The following is a 22,865-nucleotide window of genomic DNA, read 5'->3' as shown; positions in this document are numbered from 1 at the left end:
GAAGGCCGGGATCTCAACCTCTCGTCATGCCGTACCGGCGAGATCCCGGCCTTCGCCGGGATGACGATTGGCTAGAAATCCACATCCTCATAATATTTCGGCGGCGTCACGATTTCCATCCGCTCGGCTAGAAGGGGTCGAAAGCTCGGCCGGGATTTGAGGCCCGAATACCATCCCTTCGTTTGCTCGTGCCCGGTCCAGTCGATGCCGCCGAGATAGTCGGCGACCGAAATATGCGCCGCGGCGGCGAGATCGGCGAGGCTCATCGTCGCGCCGGCGAGCCAGGTGCGGTGGTCGATGAGGTAATCGATATAGTCGAGATGCTGGTTCGCCGCCTTCATCGCCTCGCGCAATGCGCCGCCATCGGGGGGCTGGCGGTGAACGATGCGCTTCTGCATGCGCTCGAACAGCAGGGGACCGGTGACCTCATAATAGAAATCATGGTCGAACCAGGCGGTGAGGCGGCGGATTTCGGCGCGATTGGCGGCGGTGCCGTTGATCATCGCCTTGCCCTCGACCGTCTCTTCGAAATATTCGCAGATCGCGGCGCTGTCGATCAGCACCTGGCCGCGGGCGCTATCGACCATGACGGGCGTGCGCCCGGCGGGGTTCAGGTCGACGAATTCGTCGCGGCGCTCCCACGGCGATTCGCGCACCAGTTCGTAACCGACGCCCTTCTCGCCGAGCAGCAGGCGGACCTTGCGCGAGAAGGGGCAGAGCGGAAATTGGTAAAGTTGCCACATATAGAGGGCATAGCGGCAGCGGGGCGCCGCGCGCAACGCCTATGGTGCGATGCGGCGGAGAGACTGTGGATCAGCGGCGCGCGGCGTCGCGCTCGCGTTCCCACTGCGCCGCCATGTCGCGCGCCATCTCCTTGAGGACGGGGGCGTAAGCCGCCGCGGCGGTCGCGAGGTGGCCTGCCATGCGCGAGGTTGCGCGGACGTCGCCGCCGAGGCGGCGGCCGTAGTCGGGGTCGGTGCCGGTCACTTCGCCCAAGGTGGCATCGGGCGGGATATAGGCAGCGTCGGATTCGGGATCGACGCGCGCGATCGCCTCGGCGAGCGGGCCGATGTTGGTGCGCATCAGCGCGTCGACGAGTGCGGTCACCGTGCTGGCCATGCGATCGCTTTCGACCGGATCGGTCAGCGCCTCGGCGGCGTCGCGCACGTCGGCGGCCTGCGCCGGAATCGGCGCGGCGATGGCGAGAAGGGGGAGGGCGGCGAGGGTCCAGCGGCGCATGGCATCTTCCTTATTGCGGCGATGACACGGGGTCGATCAAGGTGGCGCTTCTAGGGGAGGCGGGCTTTCGCTGGGCTGAACGTCAGGGTGGGATGCGGTGGGGCGATGCGCTGGCGGGGCGAGATGATCCTCCCCTTGGCGTAGCCATGGGGAGGTGGCAGCGCGAAGCGCTGACGGAGGGGTAATAGAGCCAGCGCTGCTGGCCCCTCCACCACTCGCTTCGCGAGCGGTCCCCCTCCCCAACGCTTCGCGATGGGGAGGATCTTTACTCCGCCGCGACGACCTCCGCTTCGGCGTCGCGTAGCGGATAATCCAGCCGCGACAGCATTTCCTTCGGGCACACCTGCCAGAATTCGCCGACGCGGCGGTCCCAGTCGGCGAGGATTTCGGCGGACCATTTGCTGCCCGTCGCGCGCGCATGATCCTCGACCAGCGCCTTCAGCACGCCCTCCCAATGCGCGCTCTCGATGCGCTGCCAGACGATCGATTCGCCGTTGGCGCGGCGTTCGAAGCTGGCGTCGCCGTCGAGCACGAAGGCCATGCCGCCGGTCATGCCCGCACCGAAGTTCGAGCCGACCGCGCCCAGGATCACCGCGATGCCGCCGGTCATATATTCGAGGCCGTTGGCGCCGCAGCCCTCGACCACGACATGGGCGCCCGAATTGCGCACCGCGAAGCGCTCGCCCGCCTGGCCCGCGGCGAGCAGCGTGCCCGCGGTCGCGCCGTAGAGGACGGTGTTGCCGACGATCGTGTTGTGCTGGCTGACCAGCGGGCTCGACACGGTCGGGCGCACGACGATGCGGCCGCCCGACAGGCCCTTGCCGACATAGTCGTTGGCGTCGCCGAACACTTCGAGCGTGATGCCCTGGCAGAGGAAGGCGCCCAAGGACTGGCCCGCGGTGCCGCGCAGGCGCACCTGGACATGGTCGTCGGCGAGGCCCTTCATGCCGAAGCGCGCGGTGACCTCGGCCGAGAGGCGCGTGCCGACGGCGCGGTGGGTGTTGCGGACATTATAGGTCAGCTGCATGCGCTCGCCGCGCTCGAACAGCGGCTTCGCATCGCTCAATATCTGCGCGTCGAGGCTGTCGGGCACGGGGTTGCGGAAATGCGGGCCCTGCGAGCGGCGCTGCTCGTCGGGGGCATCGACCTTGGCGAGAATCGGGTTGAGGTCGAGGTCGTCGAGATGCTCGGCACCGCGGCTGACCTGGCGCAGCAATTCGGTGCGGCCGATCACCTCGTCGAGGCTGCGGCAGCCGAGCTTCGCGAGGATTTCGCGCACTTCCTCGGCGATGAAGGTCATCAGGTTGATGACCTTCTCGGGCGAGCCGGTGAACTTGGCGCGCATCTTCTCGTCCTGCGTGCAGACGCCGACGGGGCAGGTGTTGCTGTGGCACTGGCGCACCATGATGCAGCCCATCGCGACGAGGCTCAAAGTCCCAATGCCATATTCCTCGGCGCCGAGGATCGCGGCGATGACGATGTCGCGGCCGGTCTTGAGCCCGCCGTCGGTGCGCAGGCGGATGCGATGGCGCAGGCCGTTGAGCGTCAGCACCTGGTTGACCTCGCTGAGCCCCATTTCCCACGGCGTGCCGGCATATTTGACGCTGGTTTGCGGGCTTGCGCCGGTGCCGCCGGTGTTGCCCGAGACGAGGATGACGTCGGCATGCGCCTTGGCGACGCCCGCTGCGACGGTGCCGATGCCGGCGCTCGACACGAGCTTCACGCAGACGCGCGCCTTGGGGTTGATCTGCTTGAGGTCGTAGATGAGCTGCGCCAAATCCTCGATCGAATAGATGTCGTGGTGCGGCGGCGGCGAGATGAGCATCACGCCCGGGGTCGAGTGGCGCAGCCGCGCGATGAACTCGGTGACCTTGAAGCCCGGAAGCTGACCGCCCTCGCCGGGCTTGGCGCCCTGTGCGACCTTGATCTCGATCTCGTCGCACGCGCCGAGATATTCGGCGGTGACGCCGAAGCGGCCCGAGGCGATCTGCTTGATGTTGCTGTTGGCGTTGTCGCCGTTTGCATAGGGTTGGTAGCGCTCGCTTGCTTCGCCGCCTTCGCCCGAGACCGCCTTGGCACCGATGCGGTTCATCGCGATCGCCAGCGTCTCGTGCGCTTCCGGGGAAAGCGCGCCCAGCGACATGCCGGGAGTGACGAAGCGCTTGCGGATTTCGGTGATCGCCTCGACGCTGTCGAGCGCGACGCCGGTCGCGGGATAGTTGAATTCCATCAGGTCGCGCAGATACACCGGCGGCAGGTCGGCGACCCCGCGCGCGAACTGGAGGTAGGTCGAATAGCTGTCGGTCGCGACCGCGGTCTGCAGGAGATGCATCAGCTGCGCCGAATAGGCGTGCGTCTCGCCTCCCGCGCGCTGGCGGTAGAAACCGCCGATCGGGAGCGTGGTGACGCGCTTGTCGAACGCGCCTTCGTGCTTCTCGGTCGCGTTGATGAACAGCGACTGATAACCCTCGCCAGAAATCTTGGCCGGCATGCCGGGGAAGAGGTCGTTGACGAGCGCGCGGCTGAGGCCGACCGCTTCGAAATTATAGCCGCCGCGATAGGAGGAGATCACCGCGATCCCCATCTTGGCGAGGATCTTGAGCAGCCCGTCGTCGATCGCCTTGCGGAAGCGCTGGAGGCAGTCGACCAGCGACAGCTCGCCGCCGAACAGCCCGCGTGCATGACGATCGGCGATCGCAGCTTCGGAGAGATAGGCGTGCACCGTGGTCGCGCCGACGCCGATCAGCACCGCGAAGGCATGGGTGTCGAGCACCTCGGCCGAGCGGACGTTGATCGAGGCGTAGCTGCGCAGGCCCTTGCGCACGAGATGCGTGTGTACCGCGGCGGCGGCGAGCACCATCGCCATGCCGACGCGGCCTTCGCCGATCGACTGGTCGGAGAGGAACAGCTCGCTGCGCCCCGCGCGCACCGCATCTTCGGCTTCCTTGCGGACGCGCGCGATGGCTTCGCGCAGCGTCGACGCGTCCCCGCCGGTGGGGAAGGTGCAGTCGATGTCGGCGACGGCATCGCCGAAATAGGCGCGCAGGCGGTCCCAGTCGTCGCCGACGAGCACGGGGCTGTCGATGACGAGGACGTGGTCGCTCTGCCCCTTTTCGTCGAGGATGTTCGCGAGGTTGGCGAAGCGCGTCTTGAGGCTCATCACATGCCGTTCGCGCAGGCTGTCGATCGGCGGATTGGTGACCTGGCTGAAATTCTGGCGGAAGAATTGCGCGACGTGGCGCGGCTTGTCGGAGATGACCGCGAGCGGCGTGTCGTCGCCCATCGAGCCGACGGCTTCCTTGGCATCCTCGACCATCGGCGAGAGGATCAGCTCCATATCCTCCATCGTCAGGCCGGCGGCGACCTGGCGACGGAGCAGTTCGGGGCGATCCCATGTCGGCAGGCTCGACTTCCCGCCCTTGGGCAGGTCGGCCATGGTGCGGAAGCCCTTCACCCGCGCGGCATAGTCGGCGGCGCCCGCGATCTTGTCCTTGATCGCGCGGTCGTCGTAGAGCTGGCCCTCGTCGAGGTCGACCGCGATCATCTGGCCGGGGCCGAGGCGGCCCTTCTTGCGGATGCTCGCCTCGGGCAGCAGCACCATGCCGCTCTCCGAGCCGACGACGAGCAGATTGTCGGCGGTCAGCGTGTAGCGCAGCGGACGGAGCGCGTTGCGGTCCATGCCCGCGACGGCCCAGCGGCCGTCGGTCATCGCGAGCGCGGCAGGGCCGTCCCAGGGCTCCATGACGCTGGCGAGGTAGGAGTACATCGCCTTATGCGCTTCGGGCATGTCGTCGTCGGTGACCCAAGCTTCTGGGACCAGGATCAGCTTCGCGGTCGGCGCGTCGCGGCCGGCGCGGCAGAGCGTCTCGAACACCGCGTCGAGCGCGGCGGTGTCCGAGGCGCCCGCGGGGATTACGGGCTTGATGTCTTCCGAATGCTCGCCGAAGGCGAGGCCCGCCATCTTGATCTCGTGGCTCTTCATCCAGTTCTTGTTGCCGCGGATCGTGTTGATCTCGCCGTTGTGCGCGAGGGTGCGGAACGGCTGCGCCAGCCACCATTGCGGGAAGGTGTTGGTCGAATAGCGCTGGTGGAAGATCGCGACGCGGCTCTCGAACAATTTGTTCGTGAGGTCGGGATAGAAATCGGCGAGGCTCTCGGCGAGGAATAGGCCCTTGTAGATGATCGAGCGCGCCGACAGGCTGCAGATGTAGAAATCGGCGATCTGTGCCGCGATCACCTTCTTCTCGATCCGGCGGCGGACGAGGTAGAGGCGCTTTTCGAACTCGGCGAGCGACTGTTCGTCGGGCAGCGGACCGGCGATCATCAGCTGCTCGATCTCCGGCCGCGTGCGCTGCGCCTTGTCGCCGATCACCGATACGTCGACGGGGACCTGGCGCCAGCCATAGATGGTATAGCCGGCGTCGATGATCTCCGCCTCGACGATCGTGCGGCAATGTTCCTGCGCGTCGAGGTCGGTGCGCGGCAGGAAGACCATGCCGACCGCGAGGCGGTTCGGGCGCACCTTGTGCCCCGAGGCCGCGATCGCGTCGTCGAAGAAGCGCACCGGCAGGTCGACATGGATGCCCGCCCCGTCCCCGGTCTTGCCGTCGGCATCGACCGCGCCGCGGTGCCAGACCGCGCGCAACGCCTCGATCGCCGCCTCGACGACGCGGCGCGACGGCTTGCCGTCGGTCGCGGCGACCATGCCGACGCCGCAGGCATCGGATTCCATGTCGGGACGATACATGCCCTCGGCTGCGAGGCGCGCGTGATCGGGGGTGGGGTAATGGGTCATTTTTTTGCAGTCCTGGCCGTGTGGCTTGTTTTGATTATTCGGAGGGCGAGGCGCCCTCTTTTGCGAGGCGTTTGCGCGCATTGTCGATCGCGGCCTGCTGGGCCTCCATCGAGCGACCGAAAATCTCGTTCGATTCGGCTTCGATCGCCTCGACCTTGGCGAGGTCCTCGGCGCTCCAATTTTCGCGTTCGTACCAGGGACCGTAATCGTCGACCGCCATGGCGGCGTCGGTCGCTTCGGCGGCGGCATCGGCCGCGCTGGCCGCATCGTAGCTCGCTTCTTCGGCGGACTTGTAGAGGTCGCGCTGATCCTTCAGTGTCTGGACATCGACCTGAAGCAGGCCGGCGAGCTTGGTCAACTCGGCGTCGCTGAGGTCGGTCAGCTGCTTTTCCTTGGGCAGGTCCTTGAACTTGCCCTCGAGTTCGGGGGCGCGGTCGACCCATTTGTCGATCATCGGCGGCACGGAGCGGATGATCGCCAGCATCACCTCGGGATCGGCCTGCAGCGCCATCCATTCATTGGCATAGGCGCTGCCTGCCGGGGTCGCGAAAAAGGCGTTCATCTGCGTGAGCTGGTCGGCGCTGAACTTGCGCGCGAAGGCGGCGGCCATGCCGTCGCGCATCGGCACCTCGAGGTCGCGGAGCACCTCGCTCATGATCGGTTTGACGTTCGCCATGATCTGCTCTTCGCGCGCCTTGCGCTGCGGGTCGAAGATGTCGGCGATCTTGTCGCGCGTCGGCTGGTCGAGCGCGGCGATCTTCTCGCTTTCGACCCCGGTCTTGTACGACAGCATCAGGTCGGACACGCCGCCGAATTCGCCCAGGACGCCGCGGAACAGCTTGCCGTAGAGATTGTCCATCATCTTTTCGAGGCTGCCCGCCGGAACGAGCGCGCCGCTGGTCTTCTTGGCGAGCGCGAGTTGCGCGGGCGGGATTGCGGGAAGCTGGTCGACGCCGTAGATCTTCTCGATCAGCGCGATCGCCTCGTCGATCTCCTTCTGCATCTTGGCCTTGGCCTGCGCGGCCATCGCCTCGTCGGACAGTTCGGCGGGCGCGTCGGTCGCAAGGATTTCGGCTTGCGGGGCTTCCTTTTGCGCGGCGAAGACGGGGAGCGGCGCGAGCATCATCGCGCCGCCGAGCAGAATGGCTTTCAGTTCGAGCATCTTACGGGCCTTCCCCTTGAAACGGCGGTTCATGCGTCTTTCTCCTTCGCGGGAGGACCAAAGGCCTTCTCGAGTTCGTCCACCAACAGCTTCATCTCCGCGGGCATCTTCTCCATGCTTTTTGCCATGGAATTGCGCTGCCACGCGGCGACATCGGGGTCGGCCATGATGTTCATCGATTCGCGGACATAGAGCTGGCCGGTCGGCGTGCGGAAAAAGGCGTGCATCTCGTCGAGCTGCTCGGCAGAAAAGCGCCGCGCGTAAGCGCGGGCCATCGCGTCGATCATCGCCGGCAGTTCGGTCTTCAACTGGGCGATGGCAAGCGCCTCCTGGCGCTTGACGAACCGGTCGAAAACCGGTCCGGCCTCCGATCTGGCGAGGCGCGTATCGGCGCCGAGCCCGCGTTTGACGCCCTCGACCATATTGGCCATCAATGCCGAGATCATCTGTTCGATCATCGCATCGCGCTGTTCTTCGGGCATCAGCGCGCCCATCACCCTCTGGGCGGCGGCCAAACGGTCGGCGCTCGGCTGGACGGCGGGCTCGGCCGCTTGCGCCATGGCGGATGCCGGCGCGGCGACGAGAGCGAGCCCGAGCAGTGCGGATTTCCATCCCGGCATCGTCACGATTCTCCCCCTGATGGTCATGCGGGTTCCTTTTTCTTCGCCGCTGCGCTGCCGCCGGCGAGGCCACGGAAGGTGTCGCAGGTATAGGGCGTGCCGTTGCGGGTGATCTTCAGCTCTTCGGAGGTGAAGTCGGGATTTGCCTTTTTCGCGGCGGCGAGGAATTCGTCGGAGACATCGCAGGCGGCGGTGCCGGCGGTGCCGAGCGCGGCGGGTGTCTCGGCGGCCTTGTCCATCGCTTCCTTGAGCTTGACGTAGCGCGGCAGATAATCCTCGGCCTTGCCGAGCGCCGCGGTGTCGCAGTCGGGGAAACCGAAGGTACCCTCGGGCTTGTACGCGCATTTCAGCGCCTTGAGCTTGGCGGGGTCGCGGACGTCGGCGACGATTTCCTTCGTCGTTTCGGCGTCGAGATTCTTCGCGAGGTCGGCATAGAGCGCGTCGGCCGCCGCCTTGCGCTTGGGCTCGAGCGCCGCGGCGACCTTCCTGGCGACGACGGCGTCGCTCCACTGGCCGGCGAGTTCCTCGCCCGCGAAGCCGCTCGCCATGCTGACGGTGAAGGTCGCGATCTCGACCGCCATGCGCTCGGACGGCGCCTCGGGGCCCGCGCCGGTGATCGCGGGGATGATTTCGCGCATCGCAGCCTCGCCGGTGGGCAGCTTGTCGCCGCAGCCGGCGAGCAGCGCGAGCGCGGGAAGTGTGGCAACAACGGTCAGCTTCTTGAACGCCATGGGTCCGATATCCTCTGGGGCCCGGACATAGGGTCCGGGCAGGCGCGACCCATGCGCCCTGCTTATCAGGTACCGGGCGGAAGAAAAGCTCATGCCGCCTGGCGTTCGCCCGCGGCCTTGGCCTTCAGCCATTTCGCCATCTGCTCGCTGACGTCGCGGCCGTCGCGGATGCCCCACACGACCAGGCTGGCGCCGCGCACGATGTCGCCCGCGGCGAAGACGCCGGGCAGGCTGGTCATCATCGTCTGGTGATCGACGCGGAGGGTCCCCCAGCGCGTGACGCTGAGATCGGGGGCGCCGAACAGGTGCGGCAGTTCCTCGGGATCGAAGCCCAGCGCCTTGATCACCATGTCGGCGGGCAGGTCGAACTTGCGTTCGGGGTCGGCCTCGGGGCTGCGGCGACCGCTGGCGTCGGGCGCGCCGAGGCGCATGCCCGCGACCGCGACTTCCTTGACGCGGCGCGTCGCAGTGAAGCCTTCGGGGGCGGCGAGCCACACGAATTCGACGCCTTCCTCCTCGGCATTGGCGACCTCGCGCTGCGAGCCCGGCATATTCTCGCGGTCGCGGCGATAGAGGCATTTGACCGAACGCGCGCCCTGGCGCACCGCGGTGCGCACGCAGTCCATCGCGGTGTCGCCGCCGCCGATGACGACGACATGCTTGCCCATCGCGTTGAGGCGTCCGTCCTCGAACGCTGCGACCTCGTCGCCGAAGCCCTTGCGGTTCGAGGCAATGAGATAGTCGAGCGCGGCGACGACGCCCTCGGCCTCGTTGCCGGGAACGTTGATCTCGCGCGGCTTGTAGACGCCGGTCGCGATCAGCAGCGCGTCGTGCTTCTGGCGGAGCTGGTCGAGCGTCGCGTCGGCGCCGACCTCGAAGCCCAGATGGAAATGGATGCCGGCGTCGACGAGCCGCTCGATGCGGCGCATCACGACGTCCTTTTCGAGCTTGAAGCCCGGGATGCCATAAGTGAGCAGGCCGCCCGCGCGGTCGTGGCGGTCGTAGACATGGACCTCGTGCCCCGCGACGCGGAGATATTCGGCGGCGGTGAGCCCCGCGGGGCCGGCGCCGACGATGCCGACCGACTGACCCGTCGGCTTGCCGACATGCACGGGCTCGACCCAGCCCTCGGCCCAGGCGGTGTCGGTGATATATTTCTCGACGCTGCCGATCGTTACCGCGCCATGGCCCGAAAATTCGATCACGCAATTGCCTTCGCAGAGGCGATCCTGCGGGCAGATGCGGCCGCAGATCTCGGGCATGGTCGAGGTCGCGTTGCTGAGCTCATAGGCTTCGCGCAGGCGCCCCTCGGCGGTCAGCCGCAGCCAGTCGGGGATATGGTTGTGCAGCGGGCAGTGCACCGAGCAATAGGGTACGCCGCATTGCGAGCAGCGCGCCGCCTGCGCGTCGGCGTCGGGCGCCGCATAGCGCTCGGCGATTTCGCGGAAATCCTGCGCGCGCTCTTCGGCCGAGCGCTTGTCGGGATAATTCTGGTCACGCTCCACGAAGCGGAGCATGCGATCTGCAGCCATGAGGTTTTCCCCTTCTCGCGAAGGCGAATGGCGGGCCAAAACCTCGTTGTCACGGACGAAATGTCGATTAGGTCAGTATAACTGACCTTAAATCAAGGGTGATTCAGAAGGAAATCGTCTCGCGCGCAACTATGTTTCGCAATTGGTAAAATATCGGCCCTATCTCATGCCCAGCCAGGCGAGCGCCGCGATGCCCACGACGATTCGGTACCAGGCGAAGGGCGCGAAGCCGTAGCGCGTCACCACCGCGAGAAAGGCCTTGATCACCGCCCAGGCGACGACGAAGGACACGAGCGAGCCGATCGCGATCAGCCACAGGTCGTTCGGGGTGATTGCGTCACGATGCTTGAACAGCTGGAGCACCGTCGCGCCGGTCAGCGTCGGCAGCGCGAGGAAGAAGCTGAACTCGGCCGCGGTCTTGCGGTCGACGCCGAAGGACATCGCGCCGAGGATCGTCGCGCCCGAGCGGCTGACCCCCGGGATCATCGCGATGCACTGGACGAGCCCGACGAGGATCGACTGGCGCGTCGACACATTGGCGACCCCGCCGACGTCCACGGTCTTGGCGTAACGCTCGACGAGCAGGATCGCAAAGCCGCCGACGATCAGCGCCCAGGCGACGACGACGGCATTCTCCAGCAGCAGCTCGATATAGTCGCCGAAGGCGAGGCCGAGGATCACCGCGGGAAAGAAGGCGAGCAGCAGGTTGCGCACGAAGGCGATCGCTTGCGGATCGCGGCGGAACAGACCGGTGAACATGTCCCAGAACAGCTTCCGGTACAGCACGACGATCGCGAGGATCGCGCCCGGCTGGATCGCGATGTTGAAAATCGCCCAGCGCCCGGCGTCGTAACCGAGCAACTCGGTCGCGAGGATCAGGTGGCCGGTCGACGAGACCGGCAGGAATTCGGTCAGCCCCTCGACGATGCCGAGGATGATCGCGGTCATGATCTCGTTCATCGGGCCGGATCCTGGTGGGGGAGGCGAGGGGGGAAGGGGGTCATGGGCATCCTGCGGCGGTGAGCGAATAAGGAAAGGGCGCCCGACACCGGCCGGACGCCCTTTCCTAGACCTACGCAGGGCAGGCCGGTTTTTCCAGCGGCTATTTGAACCGCGCGTCGCACGCCTTCAGCACATTGGCTGGCGGGCCGAGGTCGAGCGCCTGCTGGATCAGCTTGTCGGGGCTGGTCGCGAGCTCGATGTCGGGCATCTTGCTGCCGTCCTGCATCCGCTTCGCGACCGCCTTGGCCGTCGTGCCTTCGTCGCCGTCGATGCCGCCCATCAGTCCGGCATTGAAGCTGCACGCCGCGACCGCCTGCCCCTCGTCGGTGGGCAAAGTCACCGCACCGTTCGCCGCAGCCTTGGGATATTCCTTGACGCAGGCGTCGGTCAGCGGGCCGACCGCGCCCGAGGTCACCGCCCATTCGATATGCTTGAGCATATTGTTCTGCGCCCCCGCGATGCCGCCGTCCTTCGCCGCGACGAGCAGGAAATAGGAGGATTGCGGGTTCTTCATCACCAGTTTCTGCACGTCGGCGGGCGTCTTGGCGCCCTCGCCGAGCGATGCCGCCACCGCCACCGCGGCGCAGGCGGCTGGGCGTTCCGCCGCCTCGGGCAATTTGGGCAGCGGCTCGGGATCGCCGAGCGCATAGGCGGCCTTGCACTGGTTGAGCGTGCCGATCCAGTTGCCGCCGGCCAGCGTCGCCTCGATATCGCCGAGCAGCGCCTTGCCCTTGGCATCGTCGAGCCCCGTCGCGGCAAAGAAGCCCGTTTCGTCGACGATCTTCTGGAGCAGATCCTGGCGCCGCTTTTCCTCGGCCGGGTCGGCGCTGCCGCCCGCGGCGGTATAGGCGACCGCGGCTCGCCCGCACAAAGTCGCGCGCTCGGCTGCGTCCTTCGGCAATCCATGCAAATCCGTCGGCGTATTGTCACAGCCGGCCAGTATCAATGCCGCGCTGACCAGCGCGGTCGTTCCCCCGAATTTCATCATGCACCCCGCATCGAAAAAGATGCGACCCCCGCGCGGGAGACTAGCAGCTTTTCGGGCGGGCGCCAGTGGGTCCGGTCAGCGCGCGGTGAGCTCGGCGAAGCGGCCGTGGCGGCGATATTGCACCAGCCAGCCGTCGGCGACCGCGGCGAGCGAGGTCGGCACGATGCCCAGATCGGCGAGCGACGCCGCGCCCGGCGCGACGACATTGTCGCGCTGGAGCATCAGCCACTGATCCTTGGTGATCGGCGCGCCCGGCGCCCAGCCGAGGCCGGAGGCGAGGGCACCGCCGACGACATCGGGGATTTCGACGAACAACGGGCTGCGGCCGGTCGCGTCGGCGATCCAGCGCTGGAGCTCGAGCATCGTCAGCACCTGCGGCCCGCCGAGCTCGAAGACCTTGCCCGCCGCATCGTCGCCGAGCGCCGCGACCACCGCGTCGGCGACATCGCCGACATAGACGGGCTGGAACTTCGCCTTAGGCGCCATCACCGGCACGACCGGTGCCATGCGGACCATGCCGGCGAAGCGATTGATGAACTTGTCCTCCCGCCCGAAGACGATCGAGGGGCGGACGATCACGGCCTGCGGAAAGGCGGCGCGGACTGCAGCCTCGCCTTCGCCCTTGCTGCGGCCATATTTGGATTCGGATTCGCTGTCGGCGCCTATCGCCGAGACATGGACGAGCGCGTTCACGCCCGCGGCGGACGCCGCGGCGGCGACGTTGCCCGCGCCATCGGCCTGCACCGCAAACATGTCGTCGAAGCTGCCGACGAGGTTGATCACGGCATCGCTGCCCTGGAGCGCGCGCGCGACGCTCGCGGCATCGCGGACGTCGGCGGCGACGAACTGCGTCTGGCCGAGCCCGCCGAGCGGTTTGAGGAACAGCGCCTTGCGCGGTTCGCGCTCGGCGACGCGGACGCGCGCGCCGCGAGCCAAGAGTCTCTGCACGACATAGCGCCCGACGAAGCCGCCGCCGCCGAAGACCGTGATCAATTGTCCGTCGAGATTCCGCATGGCGCCCATCTTTGTCCGATTCCGTCGCGGCGCGGGGCCGCCTGTCGCCCCCATGCCGCGAAGCGCCGCGCCGGGCAAGGGGGCAGGGCGGTGATCGGGCGCGCAAATGCGTGGGCACGACAGAAAAATCGTCGCGGGGCCTCCGCCGCGGTTGACAAGCCGCCAGCCCCGCCGCTAAGCGCCCGCTCCTACCCCGTGCCCAGATGGCGGAATTGGTAGACGCACCAGCTTCAGGTGCTGGCGATCGCAAGGTCGTGGAGGTTCGAGTCCTCTTCTGGGCACCAGGTACCCTTCTCATAGGGTGCTGAAAACCTTGAAAAATGCTGGAAAATATGGCATTTCGGGACACGCTGGTGACCCGGGATGTTCCATAGATATTCACTCCATCTCAGAGCAAACCGGGTCACCGCTTTTTTCCAGAATTCGAGTCCTGACCTAAGTACTCGACTTTGGAATCGAAGCCGTGAGCGCATTGGAGATGAGTGCATTGCTCTCAGCGATACGAAGGTTAGAACTCTCAAACCGCGCGACAAGCTGTACAAGGTTTCGGACGACCGCGGTCTCTACCTCGAGGTCAGACCGAACGGGTCCCGGCTCTGGCGATATCGCTACTTTCTTCACGGCAAGGACAAGCGGATCGCCTTGGGCGCTTATCCTGTAGTGGGGCTCAAGGATGCTCGGCGAAAGCGAGACGAGGCACAGCGCAGCGTCGAGGAGGGTGTCGATCCGGTTCTTAGCCGCAAGCGCGAAAAGCTTACCGCGGCAGTGAAGATGGCGAACAGTTTCGGAGACGTCGCCAACGAGTATATCATGAAGATCACGAAGGAGGGGCGCGCCGACGCGACATTGGACAAGGCTCGTTGGTTGCTCAAGCAACTGGCACCGATCGCGAAGCTGCCGATCGCCGACCCTTGGAAGTTCTCGCCGCCCTGAAAAAGCTGGAGAAGAAGGGAAATCACCAGTCCGCGCGCCGTTGTCGCTCGTTCGCCAACCGGGTCTTCCGTTACGGTGTCGCTACCGGGTGAGGAGAGGTCGATCCGAGCGCCATCCTACGGGGCGCCCTGATCGTCCCGCGGACGACGCATCATGCATCCCTCTTGGGCCCGCAGGAAGTGGGAGTGCTCCTCCGTGCGATAGATGGTTACGAAGGATATCCGATCACCCGGTTCGCGTGCAGGATCGCCCCTCATGTCATGCTCCGTCCCGGAGAGCTACGTCACTCCGTCTGGTCGGACATCGATTGGGAAGGTGCGGTTTGGTCTATTCCCGCGGAGCGCATGAAAATGCGCCGCCCATACTCGGTTCCGCTGTCACGTGAAGTGCTCGCCCTTTTGCGGGAGCTCGCCGTGCACACCGGGCCGGACGGTTTGATGTTCCCCGCCTTCCACAGCCACCGGCGCCCGATGTGCGAGAATACGATGAACCGGGCGTTCCGACGCATGGGGTTCACGTTCGCACAGGTCACCGCACACGGGCTACGGACGACCGCATCGACCCTGCTCAACGAATCCGGCCTATGGAGTCCGGACGCCATCGAACGTTCGCTCGCCCACAACGACGCAAAATGCGATCCGGGGAAGTCGGACGGCAGGTGCCAGGCCAGCCGCCGCTGCTCGGCTGCCGATATGCCCTTGATTGGCTTTCCGCGCGGGGCGCGGGCGTTCGAGGTCAGCTTGCCCCGAAAATAGCCGGCCGGGAGCTGGTAGCGCCGTTCGATACGCGCGAGGATGTCGAAGCTCTCGACGCTCTCGGGTGTCGTCTTCTCGTTGATCCATTTGCGGATCGTCTTGCGGCACGTCTTGGCGTCGGGCCCGGTGACGCATTTGTGGAGATGCGTGCAGCTATCGCCATGCCGCCGCATATGGAGCGCCAGCGCTTCCGAGAAGGCGGGCGGATCGATCCAAGGACCGGCGAACGCATCGGGAAATTCGACGACCGGCTTCGGCTTGGGGCCGCGCTTGAGTGGAGGAGGTGACCTCTTTTCTCTGGCGGGGCTGGCGACGGCTGCGATCGGCGCATGAGCGTCGGTCTCGATGGGTCTGTACATGCTTGGGAAAACTCGCTTCGGGAGGGAGCCGGGGCGAGCCGCCGCGCTTCGGTCGGCGGGCCGCGTCCGGACGGGTGATGGAATTGGGATCGGGAGCGCGGGAACCGGGCCGCGATATCGCCGCCAAGATTCTTTGCGGAACGACGCTTGTTTTCGGGAGCCCGCGCTGATAGAGGCGCGCCTCGTTGCCGCTTTAGCTCAGTTGGTAGAGCACATCATTCGTAATGATGGGGTCACAGGTTCGAGTCCTGTAAGCGGCACCATCGCCTTCAGCAGGGAAATCCGACACATGCGGCCAAAGCGGCTTTCGCGTGGGTGTCTCGCTGGGTCCTGTTTGGGTCGTTTTGAGCAGGGAAACTCGCCCGACCCATTCTATACCTCGAAGTCCAAATCGGCGCACCTCAGTGAATTGGCTGCGACTGTCGGCTTAGCTGTGCAGGGGAAAAAGCTGGTTGAGAGTGTACTAGAGAATGGCTGATCGAAGCGCTGCTGCAAGTTCCTGACGATCGTCGCCTGAGATAACTGTCGTTTCCCTATACGGCTGATCAGCCATGCGTTTGATGCCTTCCGGCACGAGAAGAATCGACCGGGGGCTTGGGTGATCGTCTGGCCACATCGCCGAAAAGTCATATAGGTAGCCGAAAACCTTGTAGATGCTGTCGCTAACATAGCGCTCGTTTGCCGTCCGCTTGACCTCCACAATCAAGAAGCGTCGGCCATCTGAGCGATCATAGACGATTGAAATATCTGGACGGCGGGCGCTGCCTGTGGCCCCTTCATGAGCGGCGACAATGCCGCGATACCTGTCGTGCGAACCGGTTAGGCCGATAGGACTTTGATCAAAAAGGACACGCAGTCTGCCTTGGTCGCTTCTAAAAGCTGCGATATGTCCTCGACCTGAAGTGACTAAGCCATATTCTTCGGGTTCGCCAAATCCCAACTCCTGAGCGAGCACATCAACTACCAACGTCAATGAATACAGTTCAAACAGGTCGTCGTCTGACACAGGCTCTAACCAACCAACGGCAAGCAACATCAAGGTTGCATACCAGCGAGCGTCATCGGACGATGATCTCAATCGCGCTCTAGATTCGGCCAAATCGGCCGCCATTCGATATTCTGGCCGCCGACTCCTTTTCGCTGCCGCGACCATCTCGGGATTAAGATATGGGGGCACTGGCAACTGGGAAAGCCAGTGATGGGCGGCTGCTTCCTCACATCGTTGGAGAATGGCGACGAGTGTTTTGTGAGGTGAGGCGCTAGCGGATCGCCGCGTGAGATTTCGGATTGAGGCGATCAATTCATCTACGAGCCAGCGAAGCAATTGATTTTCAGGAAGCGTAAATGACCTGTGGGCGGTTCGGGAGTAATACCTACCCACCGGCAGAACGCCTGCCATCCGCGATACCACCGTTCGATCCCAGCGTGGATTGCCTCGCAGGCCGGGGCCTACCACTTCGTCCCTACTCTCCATCTCATTGGCCAAGACGTCGAGCAGACGGAGTAGGTGCCCTTCCGAAAAGGCTTCGTATGGTCCCGAGACAAGGTCAACCATGTCTGCAAGCAGCGTACTATCGTGTTCGCCGCGTAACTTCAGCAGGAAGTCACTTAAGCTCGCGAGGTCCAACGCATCTGATTTAGCGCCTTGGACAGAGGCACCGAGACTTGCCAAATGTCGGTATGGATGATCGGGCGCGCAAATGAACTCACGCCATTTGGCGCGGTTGCCTGTCACGTGGGCACGCCTGTCCAGACGCTCAAAACTGATGCAAGCCCGTCAAGATCGGCAACATAGTCTGACAATGCCGACAGGATTTCCGAATGCTTGTCTGGACGTCCCTGAAACTGTGGAATGAGGTACGACTCAACGGCCGATTGTAAGATTTCATCGCCAGTCCTCGACGGCCAGGAGACTGCTTCAGAAACGGCATGTCGGATCATAGCCAACGGGATGCCAGGTCCCAAGGGTAATCCTATCGCACCCAACCCTGTCTGTTTGTCGGAAAACAGCTCCAGCAGGCAAGTTTCAAGTTTTGCCAGCCGGGCTCGAACCGCTGTATCGGCGAGCAGCAATTCACGCTCAAGGATCGCAATGTAGACCTCTTTTTCGGGCAAGTCGATGGGAACAAACGCAAATCGTCGGATGAACGCAAGCGAAAGCCGCTTTAAACTAGCTTTGTCGGCATCGTTCATTGCACCGATCAAGCGCCACCAATGCGGCACCTGGATAGCATCAATGTCTTCCTCAATGAGGCCTGCGCTCGCCTGTAATCTTACCCTCCGAAAGCCTTTGTCGGATCGACGACGATAAGGGAGGGTGACAGACTTACCCGTGAGAAGAGTAAATAGTTCACCAAACGCCTTGTCTATGTCCGCTCTATTGATTTCATCAATGATTAGGCAACGCTGCTGCTCGATCGCAGCGACCACGGTGCCGGGTAGAAAATCCAATCTGTCGTCCGATGATGACTCGGACGGAACAGGGAAGTAGCCGCCTATCGTCTCGAACGTTGTCCATTGATCGGTCGCAGGCACCGTCCAAGATGGGAAACCAGCTAGCTTGCAGACTGCTTCGGCCAGAGACGTCTTTCCTGTGCCAGGCGGTCCGGTGAAAATCACGTGCATCCCAGAGTGGAGGGCTGCAATCGCGCGCATCACAGGTTCGCGAACACCCTGTAGCCCAGAGAAATCGTCCAGGTCACTTTCGGCAATTTCCCAGTTGCCAGGAGCAGCAACCTCATGGAGGATGCCGGTCGATAAATCAGAACTGGCATCGTCCGACACGTCAGGCTTTGATTTGGGTCGCGGCGAGAATTTCGCCAGCAATTCCAGCAGCGCCTCAGCCTCGATAGGGGCCTCAGCAAACGGTAGGTCGCCTATACCCACCACATCAGCATTTGTAAAAACGGTATCGTTTCCAATCAGATGATCTCGATCGAGCTTGAATTCGGCAGTTACCTTCTGAACAGCGTCCTGAAGACTGTCGACTTCTGCTGTACGAAAAATCCAAGCAGATAGCGCAGGAAGCGAAATTATATACTTCCCCGCTGTGGCCGGACTTCCGACGATCTGAGCCACATAGTCTGATCGAAAGTACCACCGCTTGTTGTCGCTCGGCGGTTGAGCAAATATATTCGATCTTTCTTTGCGCTGCCGCTGGAGGCTGCTCCCGGCATAGCTGCTGTCATGCCAGCGCGTTTTGCCCCCCGACTCTCCAAAAGGAACATAGTAGGGCTTTTCGTCAGGCGCCAGCTCGGGGCGGAAGAAGTCTTCCAACAGAGCGTTTTCTTGTTTCGAACCGAAGTTTATCGACTCAGACCCGTTATCGCTGACGGGCACATCAGCCCTCAACATAGCCAAAAGGCTGACGAGCGACGGGTGACCTATCTCAGACAGGTACACCAAACTGCGTTCAATTTGGTCAGACGAAAAATACGGCATTGCGCCTCATGCAGCTATCGCCTCAATCGATCGGGTTTTCGGTTTTTTCCGAGCCCCATGAAGCTTGAGAATTTCGGTTTCTGATACCCCGTGATCCACCACCACCGAGTCCCTGACGGCCTCTATTTCGATCCCGAAGGCATCTTTCATCACCGCTGGCAAAATGGCTTCGGCGATAGCTTTGGCTAGCAGCGGTGGGACAGCATTCCCGATTTGCTGCCTGATCTGTGCGGCGGTCCCTGAAAAGACGAACGTGTCAGGAAACGACTGCAGCCTCGCCGCTTCGCGCAATGTAATCGTCCGCGCCTGCGTTGGGTGAATGAACGCTCCCGTTGTTGCCTCATTAAATTTGGTAGTGATCGTATAAGCTGGCAAGTCGTTCCGCAAGCGCTTCAACAGAGTCGTGGCGTCATATCGGCGGATTTTCTTAAAGCGATCTGGCAAAACGTCTTCAGACAAGTCACGCCAGTTTTGACCCTGTTTCAAAGTTTGCGAAGCGATGCGATCAAGCGTTGCGAGTTCGGCCGCGGCATGTTGCCGGACAGTCTCCGAGCCAGTCCTCATTTCTACTTGATAGGTGGTCGTGGGCTCCGATCCGTAAGGCTTGCCATCGACCTCCTTGCCCTCGGCAACATCTGGCAAATCAGAACAGGCCTCGTCAAAGGTGATGTGTGAGAGCAACCCGTCCTCGCTCCCGTGGCCAATCCTAGACAGATGGGCAAACGGAAGAGAAAAGCCCTTCCACAGATTTACGTCACCGTGGGTTGGCGCGGGAAGAGAAATGTCAGATCCCGTTCGATTCCCGACGAACACCAGCCGCCGTCGCAACTGGGGCACCCCGTAATCGGCGGCCAGCAGAATCATAGGCACCAATTCATAGCCTATCTCCCGGAAAGCCCGGACAATTTCCAAAGCGACCTTTCCATTTTCGTAAAGAAGCAAGCCGGGGACATTTTCGAACACGATCCAACTCGGCTGGAGGCGCTCAACGATATCGATGTAATTCGTAAAGAGGTGATTGCGCGGATCGCTCTGGTCGCGGCCGGACGACTTGCTCAGGCCACCAGAGGTGCTGAAACCTTGGCATGAGGGGCCGCCCACGATTACATCAACGCCAGCGAAGCGCGCCTCCAGATCATCGAGATCTGGTTTGCGGAGATCGGCGAGTACACCGACAGAGCCTGGGATGTTGGCTTCAAATGTTTCGATCGCGGCGGAAAAATAGTCCACTCCGCCGAGAATCCGATATCCTGCCTGTCGGAACCCTTCTGCTAAGCCACCCGCTCCGCAGAACAAATCGAGAACTTTTGGGGCTCCAACTTCTGCTTGCCCAAGACCATTTTTAATCATACTCGTCTTCCCCTACCTTGGCGCGGAATACAGCGACGAGGGTCGACACCAACCCCGCACATCGTCACGCTCATCAGTAGCTTAGGCTATGTTCGCTCTTTGTTCTGATTGCAAGGGCAAATCTCCGTTTGCCGACGGTCTGCCCCGTTTCGGCGACGAATCGAAGATCGGGTCGCGGTTTGCGAATACCAGTTTGTCGGCAGCGACAGCCACCCATTTGGATGTAGCAAGAGCTAGTTAAGCCCGCAGCACTTCTTGTATTTCTTCCCCGATCCGCAAGGGCATGGATCATTCCGGCCAACTTTTGCACTTTTGGCCGATTCTGGGCGGTGTTTGTCATTTTCCAGCCGCCATTCGTGCAGCATTTGAACCCAAATTGGGATCAAGTCTGGGGTCTGCCGATTCCAGCGTGCTTGCTCGGCTTCTGTCATGATCGTTCGGTCGTTCACGAACGAAGCGAGCGCGGTGATCCCCGCCAAGGCCGCCTTCGGCCCTTCGTCATCGCTTATACGGATTCGGCTCCAGCCGGTCCACGACAGCTTCATGGCTTGCGCGAAGCCCTCGATCCAGAGTTCCCACAGTATGTCGCCGTTGCGGGTATCTCGGTCGAGGATCGGCTCATACGCGCCGGGACTAGCGAGGTCGTCCAGAATGCCATTGTAATGGTGCATAAGGAGATCGAGGAAGTGCTGCATGTCCGCCGTGCTATCGAACTTCGGCGGCGCATCTCCCCAGACCTTTTTGAGCCATTTTGATTGCGGCACGAGGTCGGGGCTGACGATCAAGCCCGTCAGATAGCCGTCTAGTTCGGACAGCAGCATTCCGTCTTCAAACTGATGGAGCAGGAGGCTGTCGAGCTGATCGCGATAATCATCCATCGGACTCGCATAGTGCAGAACCCGCGCGCAAAACCACCCATCTTATATGAACATCCGCAGGGCCTATTGCGATTGCCCTGAACTCCAGCCAAAGTCGCATTGCCTTCTGTGAAAGCCAGAAGGTGGGGCGTGGAAACCTCTTTTGAAGCAACTCGGTCGAGATCATCGGCCGGGTGGCATGCGCGTATGTCCAGCCGGTTCGCCGGTAAAGGCGCATGCGCTCGTTGCTTCAGCGGGTTTCCAACATCCGGCTTTGGCCGTCGCTCCAAGAGGACATAGGAGCGGCAGGTAGATCAAAGCCGATCGTCGCTCCCGAAAGAGAGGGGCGGTTTCATGCATCGATGGCATCTGTCGCGGCGGGTCTTTCCTGCGGCTTGTTCACGCGCGTCTTGCGCATCCCATGCCCAAAGGAATGATCAATGACCAACGACAACACATCCAAACCCCCGACCGGCCTCGGGGTCAAGCTCCTGCACCTGTTGCAGGGCGTCATGTTCATGGCCGTGCTTTTGCTCGGAATCTCAAACATCATCCATTTCAAATATCGCGGCCTCGACGGTTTCCCGGAAGCCCTTTTCTGGTCGCTTCTCGGCCTGTCAGCGGTCCTTTCCGCATCGCACTTCCCGGCGGTCTTTTTCCGCAGCCCGCGCAAGTGGCAGGTAGGAGTCTATGTTGCTATCATCCCGTTTCTGGTCTTGATGGGCACCGTTGGCAGTCAGTCCGTCGCCGCGTTTCATCGAACGCCAGAGGGCAAAGCCGAGATGGCGAAGCAGGAAGCCGCCGACGCTCTCGCTGCCAAAGAGGCCGAAGAGCGTGCTGCCACCAAGCGCGTTCTCGCAGAAGCCGAACAGACCCGAGCCGACCTTGCGACCTACGAAGAGAAGTTGGAAGGGTGCTTTTCAAGCTGGGACCATCGGATTGGTGATCTGGAGGACGAGTTGAAGGGCTCGCTCCACAATCCGGACGCGTTCCAACATATCGAAACCCTGGCGATCGTCACCGACAGTGCCGGTAACAACGTGGCGATGCGCTTCCGAGCCGAGAACGGCTTTGGCGCGCTGAGGGCCGCAACTGTGAAGGCGCGGATCAATGTCAACGATTGCTCCGTCGTCAGTGTCGGCGAACCGACCGTGGCCGAATGACCTGTCGAAATCGTACGAAATGCAGGCAGCAAACTGGCTCGTTGCCGAGCAACTGACAGCCGACCTCGACGGGTCTTGAACCTCAGTCCGAAGCAAAACATCGAAACCACAACGCGCTCCTGAGGCATCCGCTTCAGGGGCGTTTTTCTTGCCCGAAAGGAAAACCTATGATTTCCATGACCGATGACGCGGCGATCGCGTCCGCATTGCAGAAACCGCTGCACCCTGAACTACTCGACCTCATCCGCCGCCGCCGCGCGATCCTTGGCGACGACATGCCGTTCGCAGAGATGGCTCACTTCGTTGTCGTTGAGCCTGGCGACACGATCGACGCCACAGAAGCCGTCATTCGCTGGCCCATCCGGCCGAACCCCGACTGCGGCCTCCCGCAATGGGAGTGGGTGCTGGTCCACGAGGGCGTTTGCTACGAGACCGTGTTCGTCCTCAGCGACGATGGCTATGCCGTAGTCCTGTTTGTGCAGATTGCCGATGGAATGGACCCCGAGCTGATGGGGATGCTTCGCGCCTTCTGCACCTGAGCGCCATCACAAATCCTGACAACCTCGAAGGGGCCGCCGCTGCGCGGCCCTTTTCGTTTCCCACGAAAGGCCACCAAATGCGCCTCATCCTCATACTCCTCTCCGCCTGCGTGGCACTAGCGGTCGTCAAGGCGGCGATCGTCGCGCTGATAATCCTGTTCGCGATCGCGCTGATCTGGGGCGTGTGCCTGCATCCAAAAGAGGTGATGGGTTTCCTCGCCTTTTGCGCTGCGCTAAGCCTGCTCAAGGCCCATCCGCTGCCGAGCCTGCTGATCGTCGGAGCAGCAATCATTGCGACCCAAGTCGGCGGATTCGCGAAAGAACGTCCTGACGATAGTTAACGCCTTGACGAATCAGTTCATCAGGTCCAGAGGCCGCCGCGCTC

General features: G+C 63.0%; 20 protein-coding genes and 2 tRNA genes. 8 read left to right on the top strand and 14 right to left on the bottom strand.

From position 1 onward, the window contains the following. Positions 1-71 precede the first annotated feature (71 nt). From ATE62_RS08780 to ATE62_RS08735, 10 genes are all read right to left on the bottom strand, one after another. Entirely contained in the window at positions 72-743 is a 672-nt protein-coding gene (locus tag ATE62_RS08780) for a glutathione S-transferase family protein (protein WP_058807465.1), read from the bottom strand. Between the two features lie 70 nt (positions 744-813). Continuing rightward, the gene (locus tag ATE62_RS08775; RefSeq protein WP_058807466.1) at positions 814-1,239 is read right to left on the bottom strand and encodes a hypothetical protein; all 426 of its coding nucleotides are present in this window, start codon (positions 1,237-1,239) and stop codon (positions 814-816) included. Between the two features lie 265 nt (positions 1,240-1,504). Then, the gene (gene gltB, locus ATE62_RS08770) at positions 1,505-6,034 is read right to left on the bottom strand and encodes a glutamate synthase large subunit (RefSeq protein ID WP_058807467.1); all 4,530 of its coding nucleotides are present in this window, start codon (positions 6,032-6,034) and stop codon (positions 1,505-1,507) included. A 34-nt stretch (positions 6,035-6,068) separates the two neighbouring features. Further along, on the bottom strand, positions 6,069-7,229 hold the full coding sequence (locus ATE62_RS08765) for a DUF2059 domain-containing protein (RefSeq protein WP_231736211.1): 1,161 nt from the start codon (positions 7,227-7,229) through the stop codon (positions 6,069-6,071). Continuing rightward, the gene (locus ATE62_RS22845) at positions 7,226-7,843 is read right to left on the bottom strand and encodes a DUF2059 domain-containing protein (protein WP_197411633.1); all 618 of its coding nucleotides are present in this window, start codon (positions 7,841-7,843) and stop codon (positions 7,226-7,228) included. Before ATE62_RS22845 ends, ATE62_RS08765 begins: the two co-directional genes overlap by 4 nt. After that, entirely contained in the window at positions 7,840-8,547 is a 708-nt protein-coding gene (locus tag ATE62_RS23595) for a hypothetical protein (RefSeq protein ID WP_058807469.1), read from the bottom strand. Before ATE62_RS23595 ends, ATE62_RS22845 begins: the two co-directional genes overlap by 4 nt. Before the next feature lie 89 nt (positions 8,548-8,636). Further along, positions 8,637-10,079, bottom strand: coding sequence for an NAD(P)-dependent oxidoreductase (locus tag ATE62_RS08750; RefSeq protein WP_058807470.1), 1,443 nt, complete (start codon positions 10,077-10,079; stop codon positions 8,637-8,639). A gap of 159 nt (positions 10,080-10,238) precedes the next feature. Next, complete coding sequence (locus tag ATE62_RS08745; RefSeq protein ID WP_058807471.1) at positions 10,239-11,039, bottom strand: undecaprenyl-diphosphate phosphatase; 801 nt, start codon at positions 11,037-11,039, stop codon at positions 10,239-10,241. Positions 11,040-11,181: 142 nt separating this feature from the next. Further along, complete coding sequence (locus ATE62_RS08740; protein ID WP_058807472.1) at positions 11,182-12,069, bottom strand: hypothetical protein; 888 nt, start codon at positions 12,067-12,069, stop codon at positions 11,182-11,184. A 75-nt stretch (positions 12,070-12,144) separates the two neighbouring features. Further along, positions 12,145-13,083: a complex I NDUFA9 subunit family protein gene (locus ATE62_RS08735; protein WP_058807519.1), complete on the bottom strand. Its 939-nt coding sequence runs from the start codon at positions 13,081-13,083 to the stop codon at positions 12,145-12,147. 197 nt (positions 13,084-13,280) lie between these two features. On the opposite strand from ATE62_RS08735, the gene ATE62_RS08730 reads away from it, so the two are divergent. The 5 genes from ATE62_RS08730 (at position 13,281) to ATE62_RS08715 (ending at position 15,393) form a co-directional block, all read left to right on the top strand. After that, positions 13,281-13,367 (top strand) — tRNA-Leu (locus ATE62_RS08730). A 79-nt stretch (positions 13,368-13,446) separates the two neighbouring features. After that, positions 13,447-14,016, top strand: coding sequence for an Arm DNA-binding domain-containing protein (locus tag ATE62_RS23850; RefSeq protein ID WP_231736209.1), 570 nt, complete (start codon positions 13,447-13,449; stop codon positions 14,014-14,016). Then, a complete protein-coding gene (locus ATE62_RS24105; protein ID WP_443028861.1) occupies positions 13,944-14,108 on the top strand; it encodes a phage integrase central domain-containing protein in 165 nt (54 codons plus the stop codon). The genes ATE62_RS23850 and ATE62_RS24105 overlap by 73 nt, the downstream gene beginning before the upstream one ends. Positions 14,109-14,195: 87 nt before the next feature. Further along, positions 14,196-14,771: a tyrosine-type recombinase/integrase gene (locus ATE62_RS23845; RefSeq protein ID WP_331458875.1), complete on the top strand. Its 576-nt coding sequence runs from the start codon at positions 14,196-14,198 to the stop codon at positions 14,769-14,771. Between the two features lie 546 nt (positions 14,772-15,317). After that, positions 15,318-15,393: transfer RNA gene (locus ATE62_RS08715), tRNA-Thr, on the top strand. 200 nt (positions 15,394-15,593) lie between these two features. Here ATE62_RS08715 and ATE62_RS23245 read toward each other — a convergent pair. The 4 genes from ATE62_RS23245 to ATE62_RS08705 all read right to left on the bottom strand — a co-directional run bounded on the left by ATE62_RS23245 (position 15,594) and on the right by ATE62_RS08705 (position 20,799). Beyond that, positions 15,594-16,169 (bottom strand): hypothetical protein, encoded by a 576-nt coding sequence (locus tag ATE62_RS23245; protein ID WP_197412017.1) that lies wholly within the window; start codon positions 16,167-16,169, stop codon positions 15,594-15,596. Between the two features lie 692 nt (positions 16,170-16,861). After that, the gene (locus tag ATE62_RS22835; RefSeq protein WP_082662695.1) at positions 16,862-18,571 is read right to left on the bottom strand and encodes an AAA family ATPase; all 1,710 of its coding nucleotides are present in this window, start codon (positions 18,569-18,571) and stop codon (positions 16,862-16,864) included. A gap of 6 nt (positions 18,572-18,577) precedes the next feature. After that, positions 18,578-19,921 (bottom strand): DNA cytosine methyltransferase, encoded by a 1,344-nt coding sequence (locus ATE62_RS08710; RefSeq protein ID WP_082662694.1) that lies wholly within the window; start codon positions 19,919-19,921, stop codon positions 18,578-18,580. A 233-nt stretch (positions 19,922-20,154) separates the two neighbouring features. Further along, entirely contained in the window at positions 20,155-20,799 is a 645-nt protein-coding gene (locus ATE62_RS08705) for a UPF0149 family protein (RefSeq protein WP_058807475.1), read from the bottom strand. A gap of 419 nt (positions 20,800-21,218) precedes the next feature. Between ATE62_RS08705 and ATE62_RS08700 the strand changes: the two genes are divergently transcribed. From ATE62_RS08700 to ATE62_RS08690, 3 genes are all read left to right on the top strand, one after another. After that, the gene (locus tag ATE62_RS08700) at positions 21,219-21,941 is read left to right on the top strand and encodes a hypothetical protein (RefSeq protein ID WP_058807476.1); all 723 of its coding nucleotides are present in this window, start codon (positions 21,219-21,221) and stop codon (positions 21,939-21,941) included. A gap of 176 nt (positions 21,942-22,117) precedes the next feature. Continuing rightward, positions 22,118-22,480 (top strand): hypothetical protein, encoded by a 363-nt coding sequence (locus ATE62_RS08695; RefSeq protein WP_156420486.1) that lies wholly within the window; start codon positions 22,118-22,120, stop codon positions 22,478-22,480. A gap of 77 nt (positions 22,481-22,557) precedes the next feature. Further along, entirely contained in the window at positions 22,558-22,821 is a 264-nt protein-coding gene (locus tag ATE62_RS08690; RefSeq protein WP_058807478.1) for a hypothetical protein, read from the top strand. Positions 22,822-22,865: the final 44 nt, after the last annotated feature.

This window comes from Sphingopyxis sp. HIX (assembly GCF_001468285.1).
Taxonomy (GTDB): Bacteria; Pseudomonadota; Alphaproteobacteria; order Sphingomonadales; family Sphingomonadaceae; genus Sphingopyxis.
This window is presented reverse-complemented; position numbering and strand designations above follow the sequence as displayed.